Here is a 16,856-nt window from a genome sequence, read left to right on the forward strand (position 1 = left end):
TCGCGCCGCTCTACCGATCTTCCGGCAAGTCAGGCAGCGCCGCGGCTGCTTCCGGACAGCTTCGGACCGGTCTTGGTCCAAGACGCCAGTTCTCAAGGCGATTCCCCGCACCGTGGCCCGTTTATCGCGGTCGGTCCCTCGTCTGTACACGCCAGGATTCAATCCGGGGGTCTGCACGACGCGGGGCTTCCTCGTCCCGTCCGTGGGGAATCCTTAGCTGGTAACCGCGTTCTATCTTTCCGATAGTGGCGGCCAATGAGTAGCAGAGCTTCAGGAACCGCCTGCCAAAGCGCTCCGATTGGTGCGGCGCGAGATTAAGATCGTGGATTGATCCAATTGGATAGCTGAACGCGTGTCGTAGACGGGGCAAGATTGATGAGGGGCAAAAAATTCGAATTTATCTCCGGCGGGAAGCATCGCGATCGGACGCATCGGCCGGCGAGTTTCGAAACGCTGGAACCACGCGTCGCACTATCCGGTCCCGATCCGGCGATCGCCGAATCGCTGCTGCTCAGTAGCGGACAGTCGGATGAACTGCACGCGCAACTGGCCTCGCAGCACTATTTCGTTCACTACGATCTGCGTTACGGCCAGGAACTCTGGGTCAGCAACGATGAAGACCAACCGGCTCGCATGGTGACCGATCTCAATCCGGGCCCAGCGGATTCGAGAATCAAATCGATTGTCGCGGCCGGCGATTTTGTCTTCTTCACCGCTTTCATGCCTGACGATTCGGGAGACGTGCAGCGACGATTGTTCCGCACCGACGGAACGCCGGAGGGGACGGTGCAGATAACCGACCGCATCGTGGCCCTGGGCGAACTAACGGTTTTCCAGGATCGCGTGCTCTTTTATTCACCCTACTCGTTTTTGCGGTCGCATCCGGGCGAGGTCTGGATCACCGATGGGACCGATGAAGGGACTCAACGTCTCTATGCGGCTGAAAGGGAAATCGCCGGGGAGGGTCCGTACTTTGCGGTGCTCGATGACCGCTTTTACTTTCGATTCGGTTCCATTCAGAAGCGCTATTACGTTTCCGATGGCTCGGTGGCCGGAACACGGCCGTTGTCATTAAGCGTGAGCTCGCGCTCGGACGGAGTGATGTCCGCGTTTCAGTTGGGCTCGGAGCACTTGCTGATCACCGAAAGAAACCAAGACGTGCGGATTGATCAGGTCAAGCCGGACGGTTCAACGGTTTCTTTGACTGAGGAATTACGCATTCAATTGGCATCCTATTCTCCGCTCGAACAAGTCGGAGCCCAACTGTTCTTTGCCGATACGGATTGGAAGTTGTGGCACAGTGATGGAACACTTGCGGGCACGCGACCACTCGACATGAGCGGTTTTCTTCCAGACCAGAATGTACGTGTCACTCACCTTTCGGCGGTCGGCTCGCGGCTGGTCTTTCAATTCAGTTTTGATTCCCATTTGGCCTCCTACGACACCGTTACTGGCGAGTTTCGCGTTTTCCCGGATTCGACACCGAGCGAAAGCCTGCACCTCGCTTCAGGAAATCACTATTACTTCGTCTCCCACGGCCGGTTGATGCGGCTGGACGTTGTCAGTGGTCAATTAAGTGAGATCGCAGCGTTCGATTCGTCCGCCACGTTGAACGATCTGATCGCGTTTCGCGGTCAGGTTCTCGTCCGCTACACGGTTTTGTCTCAGGGCGGCAAAACAGTCGTCATTCGGCTCCTCAGCGAGAAGGGTCTCGGCGATGTCTTGGCGGAAATCCCGCAAGCGGGTGACGACGTGATCCGGACATGGGTCGGCAAACCTTCCGATCCTTTGATTGTCACGCACGGCAGTTCCAATGAGGCCCGGGTCTACCGATCGGACTCGCCGGAATCGCGTCTGTCTCTCCTCGCGTCGACGAGCAACCCTTTCCATTACGCCGGCGCACCGTCTCGACGCGACAACCACACGATCTTGGATCAGACAAGATTTGTGTTTACCGGAGAGGATTCCAGGATCATCTGGATATCCGACGGAACGCAGTTGGGAACTCGGATTCTGTTCTCTCTCGATGCCATGCCGGACGGAACGATCGCGGAAGCGGGGGCAAGGATCCGTGATCTCTACGCGATCGACGGGAAACTCGTTTTTTCCGTGTATGCACTCGAATCCGCGAACGGAAATCGCAGTCGGACACTCTGGGCCGTCGACCAGGACGGAGATTCGCGATCGCTCTACCGGCCAGGTGACGGCTGGGGCTACGTCTTCGACATTCTGGGCAGCGTGAATGATCACTTGATGTTTGTCACGCAAGGGACCACGGGAGAGAAACTCCAGACGGTCTGGCGAACCTCGTCGGGGTTGAGAACGATCGAACCGGTTTTGACAGACGTCGGTGCCGCATCTCGCATCGGCGAATTTGACCGCTTTGACGAACCGCCTCGCATCACTGCCGACGAACGCTTGTTCTTTCGCGTCGATCCAGATTATCGCATCCACCCCGCCATACTACACGAGCGATTGACAGCCGATGCCGTTTTCGAGAATCAAGAACTGTGGAGTAAAGCCGAAGACGCATCACTCTATCTGACCGATGGGAGCATCGAAGGAACCCAATTGCTGCTCGAACCGTCCGATCTTTGCCTGCGTGATGCCTGCTGGTACACCCGCGTCGCGGTTGCATCGGAGTTAGCCTGGATTCGCGCCGACGAACAACTCGCCCAAATGCCAGATTCCGGCGAATTATTCCCGCTTCCCGAATCGTTGACGACATCGTTTGAGCCGCTGGGCGTGCTTTCTGGAAACTGGATTGCGACCGACGGAACGCGAGTTGTTCGTTGGGACGTCGAGACCGGCGATGTCGAACAAGTTTTCGAAGCGAGTGCTCCGAACTCCATCAGCGTCAACACCATCTTCGCTGGAGACAAGCTGTTCCTTACGACTTATCCGGCGGACAAGGTGTTTGTATTGGATGGGACAGTGGGAGGGACCCATGAACTAGAGTTTGGACCGCAATACCATCAGAAGAGCATCTACCCGGCCGGTGGCCCTGAACCGGGCGTGATCGTTCAAAGTCGCCGCACCGATGGAGGTTGGATTGATCATTTCTGGCTCGTCGAGGCGGCCACGGAAACCGTCGTCGACTTGGGCGCTTCAAATCTGCGGACATTCACATCGCTCCCACGCCCGATCGGAATGCATTCGGACATTCTCCACGGCGGAGCCGTATTTGCGAAGAAATCGGTTGACGTCTTTGTTGACTCGCCGGGCACGACGATAGCGATCGAAGCTGACGATTCGACGGTCAAGCTTGTGGCGGGCGATGAGGTTGTTCAACAATTCAGCGGCTCCGTCGCTGTCGTTCGCATTGATCCGCGCGTCGAGCAGGTGACGATTGATCTCCAGGCTTTGGCTGAAAGTACCACTCGGGACCTGGATCTCCATGTCCCCGACGGCGCCGCGATCCGGCTGGTTGGCCGGGCCGGCCAGCGCATCGTCTACACGAGTACCGATGCAGGCGTTTTGATCCAAGTTGCCGGGCTCGAATTGGAGTTCCAATTTGAATCATCAATATCACTCGCGGACGACTTGGGCGTCCTCCATCGAGATCTGCGCGCGTCACCGAGGAGTGATCGATTGAATCTCAGCACGCAAGACGGTCAGCCGACGTTCGCGTTTGACGACGGGATGCGAGCCTGGAATCTTGTGTTTGAATCTTCCAGCGATCTTGTCGCCAACGACATTCGTGTCAATCTGCTCAGCGGCAAGAACGAAGTCGTTGTTGACCCGTCCTTTGACGTGCCGGGGACGTCGAACGGGATTTTCATCGAGATTGACCAGGCGGTCGATGGCGTTGGGCAGACCTCGCTATCGATTCCGCCGACATTCAGTGTCTCAAAATGGCCGCCTGATGCCGTCGTCCGACGGAACGACAATCCGAAGGTCCAAATCCGGCTTTCGGTCGAGAATCGTCCGTTTCAGAACCCGGCGAATCGGTACGATACAAACCTAGACGGGTCAATCACGCCCGCCGACGCGCTCATGATTATCAATACGCTCGAACGGGCAACTCTGCATAAGTCCTCGTGGCCCGGGTTTCCCGACGTGTCCGGCGACGGCCAGCTGACTCCGATGGATGCCCTGATGGTGATCAATCAAATGGCCCGCGATCACGCCATTCTTTCGGTCACAAACGACTTGGAAGACAAGAGGGATGTGGTGTCATATCTGCTCCTCGATCAGCCGAAGTCGCTTCTTTAAAACGTGCCAGATTTCAATCAGGGACCGGGATCGACCAGAGACTAAACCGCGTTGCCCGGACGAGCAGCATGCATCACAGCGACCCAAACCTACATATTGACATATAGCTTTAAGTGGCGTATGCTGACCCTCGGTGAGGGTCCCCCGCCGGATTTTCGCCAATCATCGTTCGGACAGGGTGCCGCAGCGTTTGATTCCATCAACCAGACTACGTCGGCTGAAGTGCTGAATTGCTCGGCCGCCGCCCACCCGCTCTGGTGTGTCCCTCCTGATGCAGGCTCTCGGTATGAGAATCCCACGCGCAGCGCTCCCATGGACCGCTCTTCCACTGGTCTGGATGCTCCTCGGGAACTGTGCGGCCCAAACCGCAAGTTATGAACTGCCGCCGATCAATTATCTGGACGCGAAAGTTCAGGATCCCGTTGCGGTTCTGGCCGAACGGATGGCCGCCGGTGACGTTCGCCTGCAGCACGATGCGACGTTTGGGTATCTCCCGTCACTGCTGCAGGCACTGGAAGTCCCGACCAATTCGCAGACCTTGGTGTTCTCCAAGACCAGTCTGCAGCTGCACCGGATTTCGCCGTCGCGCCCCCGGGCGCTGTATTTCAATGACGACGTGTACGTGGGCTACTGTCAGCGCGGGGACGTGTTGGAGATCGCGGCGACCGATCCCGAGCAGGGGGCCATCTTTTACACGCTCTCGCAAGCCGAAGATGACGAACCTCGCTTCGTTCGCGACCGTGGAAACTGTTTGGCCTGTCACGCCAACAGTCGCACCCAAGACGTTCCGGGATACGTGATGCGGAGCGTCTTTCCCGATCGCGCGGGTCGTCCGCGGCTGGGAAGTGGGACCTTCACGACCGACATTCGAAGCGAGTTTCAAGACCGCTGGGGCGGTTGGTACGTCAGCGGCAACCATGGATCGATGCGACACATGGGAAACACGATCTTTGAAGAGGATCCCCCACGCATCGATCGTGAGGCCGGTGCGAATGCCGAGGACTTGGAACCGTTCTTTCGAACCGATCGTTATCTGGAACCGACCAGTGACATCGTGGCCCTGATGGTACTGGGACATCAAACCCAGATGCACAACGCGATCGCCGCGGCCAACTACGAAACGCGGCGGGCGATGCACCAGTCATTCGAAATGAATCGGCTGCTCGATCGCCCGGAGGGCCATCTCAGCGATCTCGCCCTCCGGAGGATCGATTCTGCTGCGGACAAAGTCGTCAAACAACTGTTGATGTGCGACGAGTTCACCCTCAGCGATCCGGTCGCGGGTTCCGGCGGGTTCGCCGAGACGTTTCAGGCCAGGGGACAACGTGATTCTCGGGGACGCTCCCTGCGAGACCTTGATCTGGAAACTCGGCTGTTCAAATACCCCTGCAGCTACCTGATCCATGCCCCGGCGTTTGACGCCTTGCCGGACGAGGTACGGAACCGGATCTTGCAGCGGCTGGTGACCATTCTGCAGGGCCAAGGCGATTCCAAAGACTTCGATCACCTGTCACCGGAAACGCGTGCGGCGATCCTGGAAATCCTGGTGGACACCAAGCCGGCAATCCGCCAGTGGGTCGCCGCCGGCAAGACTTCTTTGCGATGACGTCGGCCCCCGTGCGTGAACGTCACACCGCGGGGAATCGCCCTATCGAGTCGGGCCGAAAAAGGTACCGATTGTGAGGTTCGGACGGTCAAATTTTTCTGGCTGACCGAATTGAAGGGGGGCCGAAATCTTTTCTCGCTTCCAGGGGGTGTGCACAACCGAAGCCAAGGACAGCACTTCATTTCCTTACGCGGGGACACCCATGAACGTCTCATTCGGTCAACCATTTCGGCGTCTTGCTTTTGGCCTGCTGCTTGCTTCCTCCGTCGCGGTACCGGCGCAAGCGGGATTCGGCCTGTTCGACCACGGATGCGACACAAACTGCGATACGCCAAGCTGCGGGACGTCCCTGTGCGAGACGTCTCTGTGCGAATCGGCCGCTTGCGACATGGGATGTGACGGGGGATGTGACGCCGGTTGCGGATGCGGGGGTCAGCTCGGATGCCTCAGCAATTTGGACGCGTTGGGATGCGGGCTGATCAAACCGAGCGACCATTGCTTTGACGATTTCATCAGCCCGATGATCAACTTCGTGCATTTCGAAGACCCGCGGACGCTGACCGAGATTCGTCCGATCTTTGTCAATCACTGGGTACCGGACAACATCGGTAGCGGAATTCCCGCCGGCGGTTCCATTCAGCTTCTGGCCCTGCAATTTCGTGTGGCCCTCACCGAACGGCTCAGCTTGATCGGCGTCAAGGACGGGTACATCTTCGACAGCACCGACAATGCGCTGGACACGCTCTTGGATGATGGTTGGGCAGCGGTCACGGCGGGTCTGAAATACAACTTGCTTCGTGACACGCGATCTGGAACCCTGGCTTCCGTCGGAGCAACCTACGAGATTCCCGGAAGTGATGACGCGTTGCAGGATGTGGGAGATGGCGAGTTTCACCTGTTCATGACCGGAGGCAAGCGTCTGTACAACGGCAATGCCCACTGGTTGTCCGCGTTCGGTGTCCGGTTGCCAGTCGACGACGAGGTGCAAACCGAATCGATTCACTGGTCCAACCACTTTGACGTTCGCTTGACCGACAGCGTGTACCTGTTGACGGAAGTCGCTTAGTGGCACTGGACCGACGATGCGACGTCAGGATTGCCTCTGGGTGTGGCCGGACAAGATCTATTCAACCTGCCCGCGACCAACGTGGCCGGCAACGATTTGGTGACGCAAAACGTCGGCATGAAATGGAAGCCGACCGCGCACGCTGAATACGGTTTGGCCTATGAGTTCCCGCTGACGGAATTCAAAGACGTGATCGACGGTCGCCTCCAAGCGGAAGCCATTTTCCGATACTAACAGGATCACACGTCCCTCTCGGGCGGCGCCGTTCGCCCGAGCGTTGACGATGCCCTCTGCCACCAGCTGGCAATCGTCACAACGTTAACTTGCTTCCGACGTCCGCTTCGGTTGCCCGATCGACAGGGTCACCGTCTGAGTGCGAAAGATGGACTGCGGTTAGCGGGGCCAGAGAAAAAACTGGCATTCGAACCCTGGATTCCGCCCTGGCCGCTGCCCGAAAGCTCCACGCTCGGTGGGCAGCGGTCAGGCTGGTTTCACGCGGACGCCGCGCGTTCCGGCGGCATTGCCACCGATTCAATCGCGCCGGACGCTGTCCTCGTCATCCAACAGCATCCTCACGGCCGGCGTCTCCAAGTCATCGAACTGCCCGGACCGAATGCACCGAATGCAGGCGAACAGGGCCGTCGCGCCCATGGCAATGGCGATCGGTAATGCTATGTACAAGACGTTCATCGGGCAAGCTCCGGACGCAAGTGTTCGGGTGAGTTAGCCGCTGACGAGTCACTCTGCGTCACTTCCGGTTTGGTAAGCGACAGCAAGATCACCGACAACGAACTGATCGGCATCAGGATCGCTGCGATCAGTGGTGTGATCCACCCCGTCATCGCCAGAGTGATCGCCAGCACGTTGTAAGCAATCGAAACGGCGAAGTTACGCAGGATCACCACTCGAGTCGACCGACTGGCTTTGGCCAGCTCGATGACCTTGCTCAGCTTGGCATCCCCGATGATCACCGGTGCGGCGGCCAAACTCGCTTCCACACCACCGCGGAGGGCGATCCCCACGTCGGCCGCGGCAAGCGCTGCCGCGTCGTTCATTCCGTCGCCAACCATGACGACCGCGCCGTCGGCCCGCGCGCCTCGGATGGCATCCAACTTCTGATCCGGCAGCAACTGCCCCAAGGCCGCGGCAGACGGGATGCCGACGGCTTCGGCAACCCGGTCCACCGTGCTTTGGTGATCGCCAGAAAGCATTCCCACACGCCATCCGGCCTGCTGGAACCAGGCGACGGTGGCGGCCGCATCGCGGCGTACCCGGTCGCTAACACCCAACACCGCGCGGACGTCCTCGTCGACGACCAGGTAGACGGGGCTCGCCCCATCTTGCAGGATCCGCTGTACCGATGCCTGCCAGGCAGGATCAAGGCCGCCGCGGAGCATCCCGGCATTCCCGACGGCGACGGTTCCGACCCCGGGGACACTCGCAACCACGCCAACGCCGGCAATTTGCTGGACATCTTCCACCGCAAGCTCTGGGTGGGTCCGTCGCTGCTGCTCGGAATACGCGACCACGGCGGAGGCAATCGGATGCCGCACGTCTGATTCAATCGCTGCCGCAACCGCGACCAAGGTTTCGTCTCCATCCCAAGCGGTCACACGCATCCGTCCCTCGGTCAGCGTGCCGGTCTTGTCAAAGAAAATCGTCCCCGGACGGACCAGACGCTCCAGGCACTCGCCGCTGCGCACCAGCACCCGCTGGGACGCCAATCGACCGATGGCAACGCCAATTGCCAGTGGCGTCGCCAGGGCCAGGGCACAGGGGCAGGCAACGATCAGCAGCGCCACCACCTGGTCAATGACGCGTGAAGGATCTCGCCACCACCAGATCACTCCGGTCAGGATCGCCAATGCCAACACGGCGATCACAAAACCGCCGCCGACGCGGTTGGCCAATTGAACCACCGGTGTCCGCGACGAAGCCGCGTCGCGGACCGACCGCCGCAGTGCCGCGAATCGCGTCTGCTCCCCCACGGAGGTTGCACGCACGGTGATCGGCGCTTGCAAGTTGTCGGTTCCCGCTTCGACGCAATCGTCCACTTTGACTTCGACCGGCTGACTTTCGCCGGTCAACAACGACCGATCGATCAACGACTGACCGGCCACGACCACTCCATCGACCGAAACGCTTTCCCCGGGTGCCACCACCACCTGGTCACCGGACCGAAGTTCGCTGACGCGGATCCGCTCGGTCCGGCCTCGATCGTCCAACCGGTTGGCCGCCAGCGGTGCCATCTGGATCAGCCCGGCCACTTCATCGCCGGCGCGACGTTGCTGTCGCATCTGCAGCCAACGCCCCACCAGCAGGAAAAAGACCAATGCGGCGATTGAATCAAAATAGACTTCCCGTGATGCGTCCAGCAGCCCATACAGGCTGCCCAACAGACCCGCGGACAATCCTAGCGCCACCGGCAGATCCATGTGCGGCGTGCGCGTCTTCAGAGATGCCATCGCACCCCGAAAGAACACCCGTCCCGGAAAGATGACCGCGACGCAGCCGAGCAGAACGCCGGCAACGCGAAACACGCTGGCGTGTTCCGCGGCGATCCCCGTGAAGTCTCCGGCGTACAACGCGACGGCCAACCACATCGCGTTGGCGGCACAAAACCCCGCGATCGCGATATCAACGAGCAATCGCTGGCTTTCCTGATCGGACTCGCCATCGGCATCCACGGAGTCCATCAGTGGCGTGACCGTGTATCCCAGCCGGGCCAAAACCTGGGCAATTTGAGACAACCGGATTCGGCCGGGGTCAAAGACGATCTCGATGGTCCGGTCGTGCATCTGGACGGCAGATCGGTGCCAGCCCTCCAACCGCGTCGGCGCTTTCTCAAGCAACCAGAGACAGGCGGCACAATGAATGCCCGACACCGACAGCCGTGTCTTCAACCAGCGTTGTCCGTCGCCCGATTCGATCGGCGTGGGCGCCGACCGTCCCAGCAGGTCAGGACGGTCCAGGTCGTCAAAGCAACCCGCGCGTTCATCGATGGCAGCGGCTTCACCGTCCCGCAGCGCGTAGTAGTCCCCCAGGCCCCAGTGATGGATCAATTCGTAAGCGCCACGGCAGCCGTTGCAGCAAAACGCCAGCTGGCCATCCGCAGGTGCGGGCGCGGGCAGCCCGCAGTGATCACAAGGAACCGAACGATCCGTCCCGCGTCCAGGTCCGATCAATTCACCGGTCGTTTCGTCGCTCAACTCCTCAGAATCGCGACCGTCGATCAAAGCCGACATCACTCCCCGCTCCGACAACAGGGCAAGGGTTCATCGTGGAGCGTGGACAAATCGATCGGGTCCGCCGGAGCGGCCGCCGCTTCCGGCTTCATCTCGGCGAGGTTCGCCGAAGCTCGTCCGGTGGCGGTGTAAAGTCCCGCCACAATCAACAAGATGCTGGTCACGACCGGAACGGCAGAGCGGTACCGGGCCGCCAAGGAGTGGGCACCGTAGATCAATCCGCTGAGCGCCGGCAGCGTTCCGATCCAAAACGCGAACATCACAATCAGCGATGAGGTTACGTGGCCCGTGCCGCCGGCGACCAGGACAAACAGGTACAACCAGCCGCAAGGCAACCACGTCGTCAACAATCCGCCCAGATAGGCACGCCCGATCGGCCCACGTGACGCGATCAACGGTTTGGCCGCGTGCAACCAGCCCGCAATTCTGGATCCTTTGACGGTTGCCGCCGAGCCCCCGCCGGTTTGCCCGCTCGTCCGCCACCAACGAAACTGCTTTCCCAGCCGGAGCGTCCCGACGGCCACCAACACGATTCCCGCTGCCAGGGCGGCGAGCGATTGAAACCCCGCCATCCGCCCGGTCACGGTCAAGGAAGACCCGATCAACCCGGCGGCCAAACCCGCAGAGAGGTAGGTGGTCAGACGCCCCAGGTGATAGCCTGAAACGACGGATACCGTCCGGCGATCGCCGGTGGCCCACAGCGCGAACGGACCACACATTCCGACGCAATGCAAACTGCCCATCAGGCTGGCACCGACCACGGCCACGGCGAAGCTCCACATCAGTCGGCCCTCCCACCGGAAACGTCCGAGCTGGAGGTTCCGGCACCCGCCGATCCCAAGGCAGCAAGTTGATCGACAAGCAGCGAAGTTGATTGCACGTAGCGGGCGCCGTCGACGTCCGTGACATCCAATTCGACTTCCCACCAACCGGGGTGATCGAAACAGCCGGGAACGACCAACACGCCCGGCTCGGCGACCAGCGGACGGACCGGTCGGACCAGCACGTCGGATGCACGGGCGTGGCGATAGACTTCGACTTGGCCGTCGGCGAGCACTACGGGATTGCCCTGGGCGTTGCGCAGATCGATCCGCAGGCTTCGATCCGTTCTCGCCACCGCGCGGTTGACCGGGTCGGCCACGGGCAACATCACCGCCGCGTATTGCACGCTCCATCCCAATGCCTGGGAATCACGCTCAAGCGCCCGGGTCTGGTCCCAACGCATCGAACGGGCGTAGTAATCGGGCACGACGGCAACGGACGGGTCGCCGGTGGAAAGCACAATCGCAGCCACTCCCAGGGCGACTTGCAACCCCAGCAGGCAAACGACCAGCGACCCCCAACGCCACGCGGCGCGGCGGTTGGCGTCGGCCAGTTCACGTCGCGTGGGTGTGCGTGAAGCGATCGCATCGGACTCAGGTATCGGGTCGTTCATCGGGGTCCCAATAGTCGCGCGGTGAGGAGCCTCTCATTGCCCAGATCATCGACCACTTTCAATTCGACGGGTACCTGGCCGGCCCCGCCGATCGCAATCCGGTCCACCGCCACGGTGATCGGCACCAGATGGGATTCGGTCGGTTCCAACCGCATTTGATCCTCACGCGTCGCCGACACATTCGCCGATGCGGGACTGACGGCGACCACCTGATAGGTCCTCGCCTGGTCGGTACGGTTGGTCAATCGCAATCGGAACCGGTTGGCGATCTGTCCACTTTGCGTCTGGTAGTACGGATTGCCCTGGTTGCGAATCAAACGTGCGTCAAAAGCGTATTTGGTCGACAGCACGGCCAGAAAAGCGACCGCGACGATGGCCAACAGGGTCGGGTACAGGATGGTCCGCATGCGAAGCAGACGTTGGGGTTTTCCGTCGATCGCGTTTTGTGAACTGTAGCGGATCAATCCCCGCGGTTCGCCGACCCGATCCATCACATCGTCACACGCGTCGATGCACTGAGTGCAATTGATGCACTCCATTTGCAGCCCATCCCGAATGTCGATTCCGGTGGGGCAGACGTCGACGCAGCGGAAACAATCCACGCAGGATCCGGCCCCATCGCCCGCCACGTGTTTCCCTTTCTTTCGCGGCTCACCGCGCGGGCGGTCGTAGGCGACGATCAAGCTGTTTCGGTCCAGCATCACCGACTGGAATCGGCCGTACGGGCAAGCGATCAAGCACAGCTGTTCGCGGAAGAACAAAAAATCGAACAGCATCAGCCCGGTGGTGGCGGCCATCACCAGGAACGCGATCGGGTGCTCGATCGGCGAGTGGAACAGCCACTCGGCCAGATTGTCGGTGCCGACAAAGTAGGCCAGGAAGGTGTGGGCCAGCACCGCGCACAAGACGAAGTAAACCGCCAATCGGGCGACCGCCCTCCAACCCGTCACGCGTTGTTTCGCTTTGCCGCCTTTGCCGGCGGTGCCTTCAAACAACCGATCAATCGGCCGGAACAGGTATTCCATGTAGACCGTTTGCGGACAGGCCCATCCGCACCAGATCCGCCCGGTGACAGCGGTGGACGCCACGATCGTCACGAACACGCCCAACATCAACAACGCCAGCAACAGCGTGTCGGTGGGAAAGAACGTGTGGCCCAGAAAGATGAACTGGCGATTGAGAATGTCGATCAATATCGGCGGCTTTCCGCCGATCCGGAAGTGCGGCAGGGCGACGAAGAAGGCGATCAGGGCGTAGGCCACCCAGCGGCGACGATGCCACCACCGGCCCTGTGAAAGCCGCGGCCGCAGCCAACGACGTGAGCCATCGCTTTCGAGTGTGCTGAGCACGTGCTCCGGTGGTGCCAACAGGGGACCGGCGTCGCCGGCTTCGGCCGTTCCCCCGCCCCGTGACGCATCCGCCGGCGGCGGTGCCGACGCCGCCATCTGCAATGCCCCCCGCAGGAACCCCTCAGCGGCGGGTTTCGAACAGCAGCCACAGCCTCCGCAATCGCCACACCCGGAGTGAACCGGAAGCGAATTCAAACGCAATGCATGCCCGCTGCTCATCGCAAATGCCTACTGTGATGCTTCGGTGGTCTTGTCAGGTTCCGACGTCTCATCGGCTGCTGCCGGATCGTCGGATTCGGCGTCTGCCGATGCTTCGTCGCTGCCGGTGGTCTCCTCGCTGCCGTTGTCCGGGCCGCTGCCGGCATCCTGGTCGGAGGGCGTTTCCTCTTCCTCAGGCGGCTCGGGCCACGGGGGAATCTCTTGTCCCAGAGGCGCCATGCCGCCGGCAACATTCGTGTTCCGCAGACTGGCGACGTAACTGGAAACCAGAACGATCTCATTGGTCGACAAGCGGTTTTTCCAGGCGGGCATCGCCCCGGCACCGGCGCCGTTCTCCATCACCGTGATGAAGTCGCCGATCTTCTTGACGTTCTTGTAATAATCGTCGGTCAGGTTCGGCCCCACCTTGCCACCCCCTTCTTCGCCGTGGCAGGAGGTACAGTTCGATTTGAAAACCGTTTTTCCGAATGCCAGCCAGCTCGGCTTGCCCAGGAACTTGACCACGTTTTCGGCATCGGCGCGCACCTCACCGATCTCGGCAAATTGCAGTTCCATGTTGGCCGCCAAAGCACGGTCGTAGGAATCGGCCAACGTCCGTCCCGGAGCCCCGCCGTGATAGAACGCCAGATACGGGAACGCGAAAACGATCGTGGCGATGAATAGCCATTTCCACCATCCCGGCAACGGGTTGTCAAACTCTTCAATGCCGTCGTAGTTGTGTCCGGTCAACGGATCGTCCGGGACGTGGTCCTCGGGCAGCACGTCGTGAACGCTGGCATCATGGTCTTGTTGGTGACTACTCATCGCGCGGATCCTCCACTTGATCGGACAACGGAATCGATGCGAAACGATCGGTCGCCGACCTGGACAGCCGCAGCGTTGCGTAGCACATCAGGCCGAACGCCAGGCAGAACAAAGCGAGTGCGACCTCGGCGAAATCGCTGTAGTCGATCGCTCGAATGACGTCTTGGAGCATGGGAAATCTTCTGAAGGGGCAAGGATGGTCGGTCAGGGCAACGGTTCGGCGGGACCCGCCGAACCGTCACGGGTTGGCAACCAGTCGGGTGCGGACGGAATCGGAACGAATCGCGGACTGCGCGACATCTTCGGACTCCTCGTCGGAGGGCTGCTCGGCAGGTTCCGTTGCCTCCTCCACCGCTTCGGCGGCCGGTGCTTCGGGCGTCGCAAAAAGGTCCGTTCCCAATCGCTGCAGGTACGCGATCAAGGCCACCGCCTGCGTGTCAAAGGTCATCATCTCGCCCTGCAGGACGGGTCCGCCTTGGCTGACGATCTCCGCGGCAATCGCTTCGGCTTGAGCCTTCGCCATCTCCGGTGCCTGTTCCAATTCCTGATCGTACGGGGCGCCCAGCTGTGCCGCGGCATATACACGTTCGGGAATTTTGTCAAAGTCAATGGTTGTGTGCAGCAAGTGTTCGTAAGACGGCATCACCGACTGCTCGTTGATGGCTTGCGGGTTTTCCAAGTGCAGCCAATGCCAGTAACTGCTGTTCTTGGCTCCTTCGCGGGCCAAATCGGGACCGATCCGCCGGCTTCCCCATTGGAACGGGTGATCGTAAATGAACTCCCCGGCCTTGCTGTATTCGCCGTAACGCTTGGTTTCGGCAACCATCGGGCGAATCATTTGGGAGTGGCAGTTGTAGCAACCCTCGGCCACGTAAATGTCGCGTCCGGCCAACTCCAGCGGCGTGTAGGGACGGACCGTCGCAATCGTCGGAATGTTCCCGCGGATCAAGAACGTCGGAATGATCTCGAACAGGCTGGCGATGACGACCGCAATGGTGGTCAAAACCGTGAATCGAACCGGCAACCGTTCCCAGCGGCGGTGCCAACCCATCTTGGCCCAGCGGTCCAGCGATTGCGCCAAATTCAACACCGGGGCGCCGGCCAGTTGCGAATCCGGGTGCGGGTCCTTTCCGGCGTAGTTTTTGGCCAGACGCGGGGCTTGATGCACCGGAGTCTCGTACTGACTCGGACGGGACATCCACGTCATCAGGTAATTGATGCACATCAGCACGATGCCGCTGACGTACAGCACGCCACCGAGCACCCGCAGCCACCACATCCACTGAACCGCCTGGATCGTTTCGACAAAGTCGGGGTACATCAGCTGGCCGGTCGAATCCATCGCCCGCCACATCAACCCTTGGGTCAGCCCGGCAACGTAGATCGGCACGATGTAAAGCAGAATCCCGATGGTCGCCAGCCAAAAGTGCTGCGACGCCGCCCCCGTGCTCCACAGCTTTGTCTGGAACAGCCGGGGCGCCAGCCAGTACAACATCCCGAACGTCATCATGCCGTTCCATCCGAGCGCCCCCGAGTGCACGTGGGCGATCGTCCAGTCGGTGTAGTGGCTGAGCCCGTTGACGCTTTTGATACTCAACATCGGGCCTTCAAACGTCGACATGCCGTAGAAGGTGATGCCGACCACGAAGAACTTCAGCACCGGATCCGACGACACTTTCTGCCAGGCGCCTCGCAAGGTGAACAGGCCGTTGATCATGCCGCCCCAAGACGGCATCCAAAGCATCAAGCTGAACAGCATGCCCAGCGTCGTCGCCCATTCCGGCAGCGCCGTGTAATGCAAGTGGTGCGGCCCAGCCCAGATGTAAATGAAGACCAGCGACCAGAAGTGAATGATCGACAGCTTGTAACTGAACACCGGCCGATTGGCCGCCTTGGGCAGGAAGTAATACATCAGCCCCAAAAACGGAGTCGTCAGGAAAAACGCCACCGCGTTGTGGCCATACCACCACTGCATGAACGCATCCTGAACCCCGGCATAGATGGGGTAGCTCTTCCACAGCCCCAACGGGACCACCAAGTTGTTGAACACGTGCAGAACCGTCACCGTGACGATGGTGGCAATGTAAAACCACAACGCGACATACATGTGACGTTCACGGCGACGGATCAACGTCATGAAAAAGTTGACGCCGAAAAATCCCAGCCAGACCACGGCGATCGCCAAGTCGATCGGCCATTCCAGTTCCGCATATTCCTTGCTCTGCGTGATCCCCAACGGCAGCGTGATGGCCGCCGCAACGATGATCGCCTGCCATCCCCAAAAGTGCAGCCGGCTGAGCACATCGCTCCACATCCGGGCTTTGCACAACCGTTGGGTGCTGTAGTAGATCGCCGCAAAGATCGCATTGCCGGCAAACGCAAAGATGGCCGCGTTGGTGTGCAACGGCCGCAAGCGACCGAAACTGATCCATTCCAGCCCGTGCGCAGCTGTCGGCAACACCAACAGTAGCGCCACGATCAGGCCCGCCAGTGTGGCCACCAGCCCCCAAACAATGGTTGCGACCGCGAATTTGCGACTGATATCGTCATCATAGGAGAAGGTCTCCAGGACATCACTGCCGGATTCCCATTGGTTCTTACCCGCAGGCGAATCGTCATGTGACGCGCCCAAGTCTCTTTCAGCGGTTGCCACCTATTGGTCCCTCGATGGTGTAGATGGGGTTTCAGATCTGGCGTGGCGGACGCAATTCCGCCGAGCGATCGACAATGCCGGCCCAATTCTAAGCGCAATCATCCGAGACGCTCAACGCGTCATTCGAACCGTAACGGGCCGACAGAACAACGGTTGTGCCAATCAGTTCGCTCCCGGTGTGACAACTTGTCCCGTCGCCGCCACGGCGACCGTTGTCCCCGGTGGCAGCGTCCGTCGCTCCAGCAATCTCCCCTCAGCCGCCCA

Annotated in this window: 12 protein-coding genes; 4 read left to right on the forward strand and 8 right to left on the reverse strand. The window is 60.4% G+C overall.

All coding sequences use genetic code 11. The features are described 5' to 3' along the window. Nucleotides 1-375: 375 nt before the first annotated feature. The 4 genes from FYK55_RS05915 to FYK55_RS29605 all read left to right on the forward strand — a co-directional run bounded on the left by FYK55_RS05915 (nt 376) and on the right by FYK55_RS29605 (nt 7,121). The gene (locus tag FYK55_RS05915) at nt 376-4,215 is read left to right on the forward strand and encodes a dockerin type I domain-containing protein (protein WP_150075473.1); all 3,840 of its coding nucleotides are present in this window, start codon (nt 376-378) and stop codon (nt 4,213-4,215) included. A gap of 286 nt (nt 4,216-4,501) precedes the next feature. Next, nucleotides 4,502-5,821, forward strand: a complete 1,320-nt coding sequence (locus tag FYK55_RS05920; RefSeq protein WP_201743633.1) for a hypothetical protein — start codon at nt 4,502-4,504, stop codon at nt 5,819-5,821. A 202-nt stretch (nt 5,822-6,023) separates the two neighbouring features. Further along, nucleotides 6,024-6,887, forward strand: a complete 864-nt coding sequence (locus FYK55_RS29600; RefSeq protein ID WP_235908456.1) for a hypothetical protein — start codon at nt 6,024-6,026, stop codon at nt 6,885-6,887. A gap of 42 nt (nt 6,888-6,929) precedes the next feature. Continuing rightward, nucleotides 6,930-7,121: a hypothetical protein gene (locus tag FYK55_RS29605; protein WP_235908457.1), complete on the forward strand. Its 192-nt coding sequence runs from the start codon at nt 6,930-6,932 to the stop codon at nt 7,119-7,121. 297 nt (nt 7,122-7,418) lie between these two features. On the opposite strand, the gene ccoS is transcribed toward FYK55_RS29605, so the two are convergent. The 8 genes from ccoS to ccoN form a co-directional block, all read right to left on the reverse strand. Next, nucleotides 7,419-7,577: a cbb3-type cytochrome oxidase assembly protein CcoS gene (gene ccoS / locus FYK55_RS05930; RefSeq protein ID WP_150075474.1), complete on the reverse strand. Its 159-nt coding sequence runs from the start codon at nt 7,575-7,577 to the stop codon at nt 7,419-7,421. Next, nucleotides 7,574-10,132, reverse strand: coding sequence for a heavy metal translocating P-type ATPase (locus FYK55_RS05935; RefSeq protein WP_150075475.1), 2,559 nt, complete (start codon nt 10,130-10,132; stop codon nt 7,574-7,576). The genes ccoS and FYK55_RS05935 overlap by 4 nt, the downstream gene beginning before the upstream one ends. Next, complete coding sequence (locus tag FYK55_RS05940) at nt 10,132-10,914, reverse strand: sulfite exporter TauE/SafE family protein (protein ID WP_150075476.1); 783 nt, start codon at nt 10,912-10,914, stop codon at nt 10,132-10,134. Before FYK55_RS05940 ends, FYK55_RS05935 begins: the two co-directional genes overlap by 1 nt. Beyond that, nucleotides 10,914-11,567, reverse strand: a complete 654-nt coding sequence (locus FYK55_RS05945; RefSeq protein ID WP_150075477.1) for a FixH family protein — start codon at nt 11,565-11,567, stop codon at nt 10,914-10,916. Before FYK55_RS05945 ends, FYK55_RS05940 begins: the two co-directional genes overlap by 1 nt. Continuing rightward, a complete protein-coding gene (gene ccoG, locus FYK55_RS05950; protein WP_235908458.1) occupies nt 11,564-13,135 on the reverse strand; it encodes a cytochrome c oxidase accessory protein CcoG in 1,572 nt (523 codons plus the stop codon). The genes FYK55_RS05945 and ccoG overlap by 4 nt, the downstream gene beginning before the upstream one ends. Before the next feature lie 9 nt (nt 13,136-13,144). After that, complete coding sequence (locus FYK55_RS05955; RefSeq protein ID WP_150075478.1) at nt 13,145-13,939, reverse strand: cbb3-type cytochrome c oxidase N-terminal domain-containing protein; 795 nt, start codon at nt 13,937-13,939, stop codon at nt 13,145-13,147. Beyond that, nucleotides 13,932-14,111 carry a hypothetical protein gene (locus FYK55_RS05960; protein ID WP_150075479.1) on the reverse strand — a complete coding sequence of 60 codons (180 nt, stop codon included), beginning with the start codon at nt 14,109-14,111 and terminating at the stop codon, nt 13,932-13,934. Before FYK55_RS05960 ends, FYK55_RS05955 begins: the two co-directional genes overlap by 8 nt. 66 nt (nt 14,112-14,177) lie before the next feature. Beyond that, nucleotides 14,178-16,592 carry a cytochrome-c oxidase, cbb3-type subunit I gene (ccoN, locus tag FYK55_RS05965; RefSeq protein WP_150075480.1) on the reverse strand — a complete coding sequence of 805 codons (2,415 nt, stop codon included), beginning with the start codon at nt 16,590-16,592 and terminating at the stop codon, nt 14,178-14,180. Nucleotides 16,593-16,856: the final 264 nt, after the last annotated feature.

The organism is Roseiconus nitratireducens, from assembly GCF_008629675.1.
GTDB lineage: Bacteria > Planctomycetota > Planctomycetia > Pirellulales > Pirellulaceae > Stieleria > Stieleria nitratireducens.

Excerpts from the sequence above, each read along its gene's own strand:
- FYK55_RS05915 (WP_150075473.1), top strand. The coding sequence starts at position 376 with ATGAGGGGCAAAAAATTCGAATTTATCTCCGGCGGGAAGCATCGCGAT.
- FYK55_RS05960 (WP_150075479.1), bottom strand. The coding sequence starts at position 14,111 with ATGCTCCAAGACGTCATTCGAGCGATCGACTACAGCGATTTCGCCGAG.
- ccoS (WP_150075474.1), bottom strand. The coding sequence starts at position 7,577 with ATGAACGTCTTGTACATAGCATTACCGATCGCCATTGCCATGGGCGCG.
- FYK55_RS05940 (WP_150075476.1), bottom strand. The coding sequence starts at position 10,914 with ATGTGGAGCTTCGCCGTGGCCGTGGTCGGTGCCAGCCTGATGGGCAGT.
- FYK55_RS05920 (WP_201743633.1), top strand. The coding sequence starts at position 4,502 with ATGAGAATCCCACGCGCAGCGCTCCCATGGACCGCTCTTCCACTGGTC.
- FYK55_RS29600 (WP_235908456.1), top strand. The coding sequence starts at position 6,024 with ATGAACGTCTCATTCGGTCAACCATTTCGGCGTCTTGCTTTTGGCCTG.
- FYK55_RS05955 (WP_150075478.1), bottom strand. The coding sequence starts at position 13,939 with ATGAGTAGTCACCAACAAGACCATGATGCCAGCGTTCACGACGTGCTG.
- FYK55_RS05945 (WP_150075477.1), bottom strand. The coding sequence starts at position 11,567 with ATGAACGACCCGATACCTGAGTCCGATGCGATCGCTTCACGCACACCC.
- ccoG (WP_235908458.1), bottom strand. The coding sequence starts at position 13,135 with ATGAGCAGCGGGCATGCATTGCGTTTGAATTCGCTTCCGGTTCACTCC.
- FYK55_RS05935 (WP_150075475.1), bottom strand. The coding sequence starts at position 10,132 with ATGTCGGCTTTGATCGACGGTCGCGATTCTGAGGAGTTGAGCGACGAA.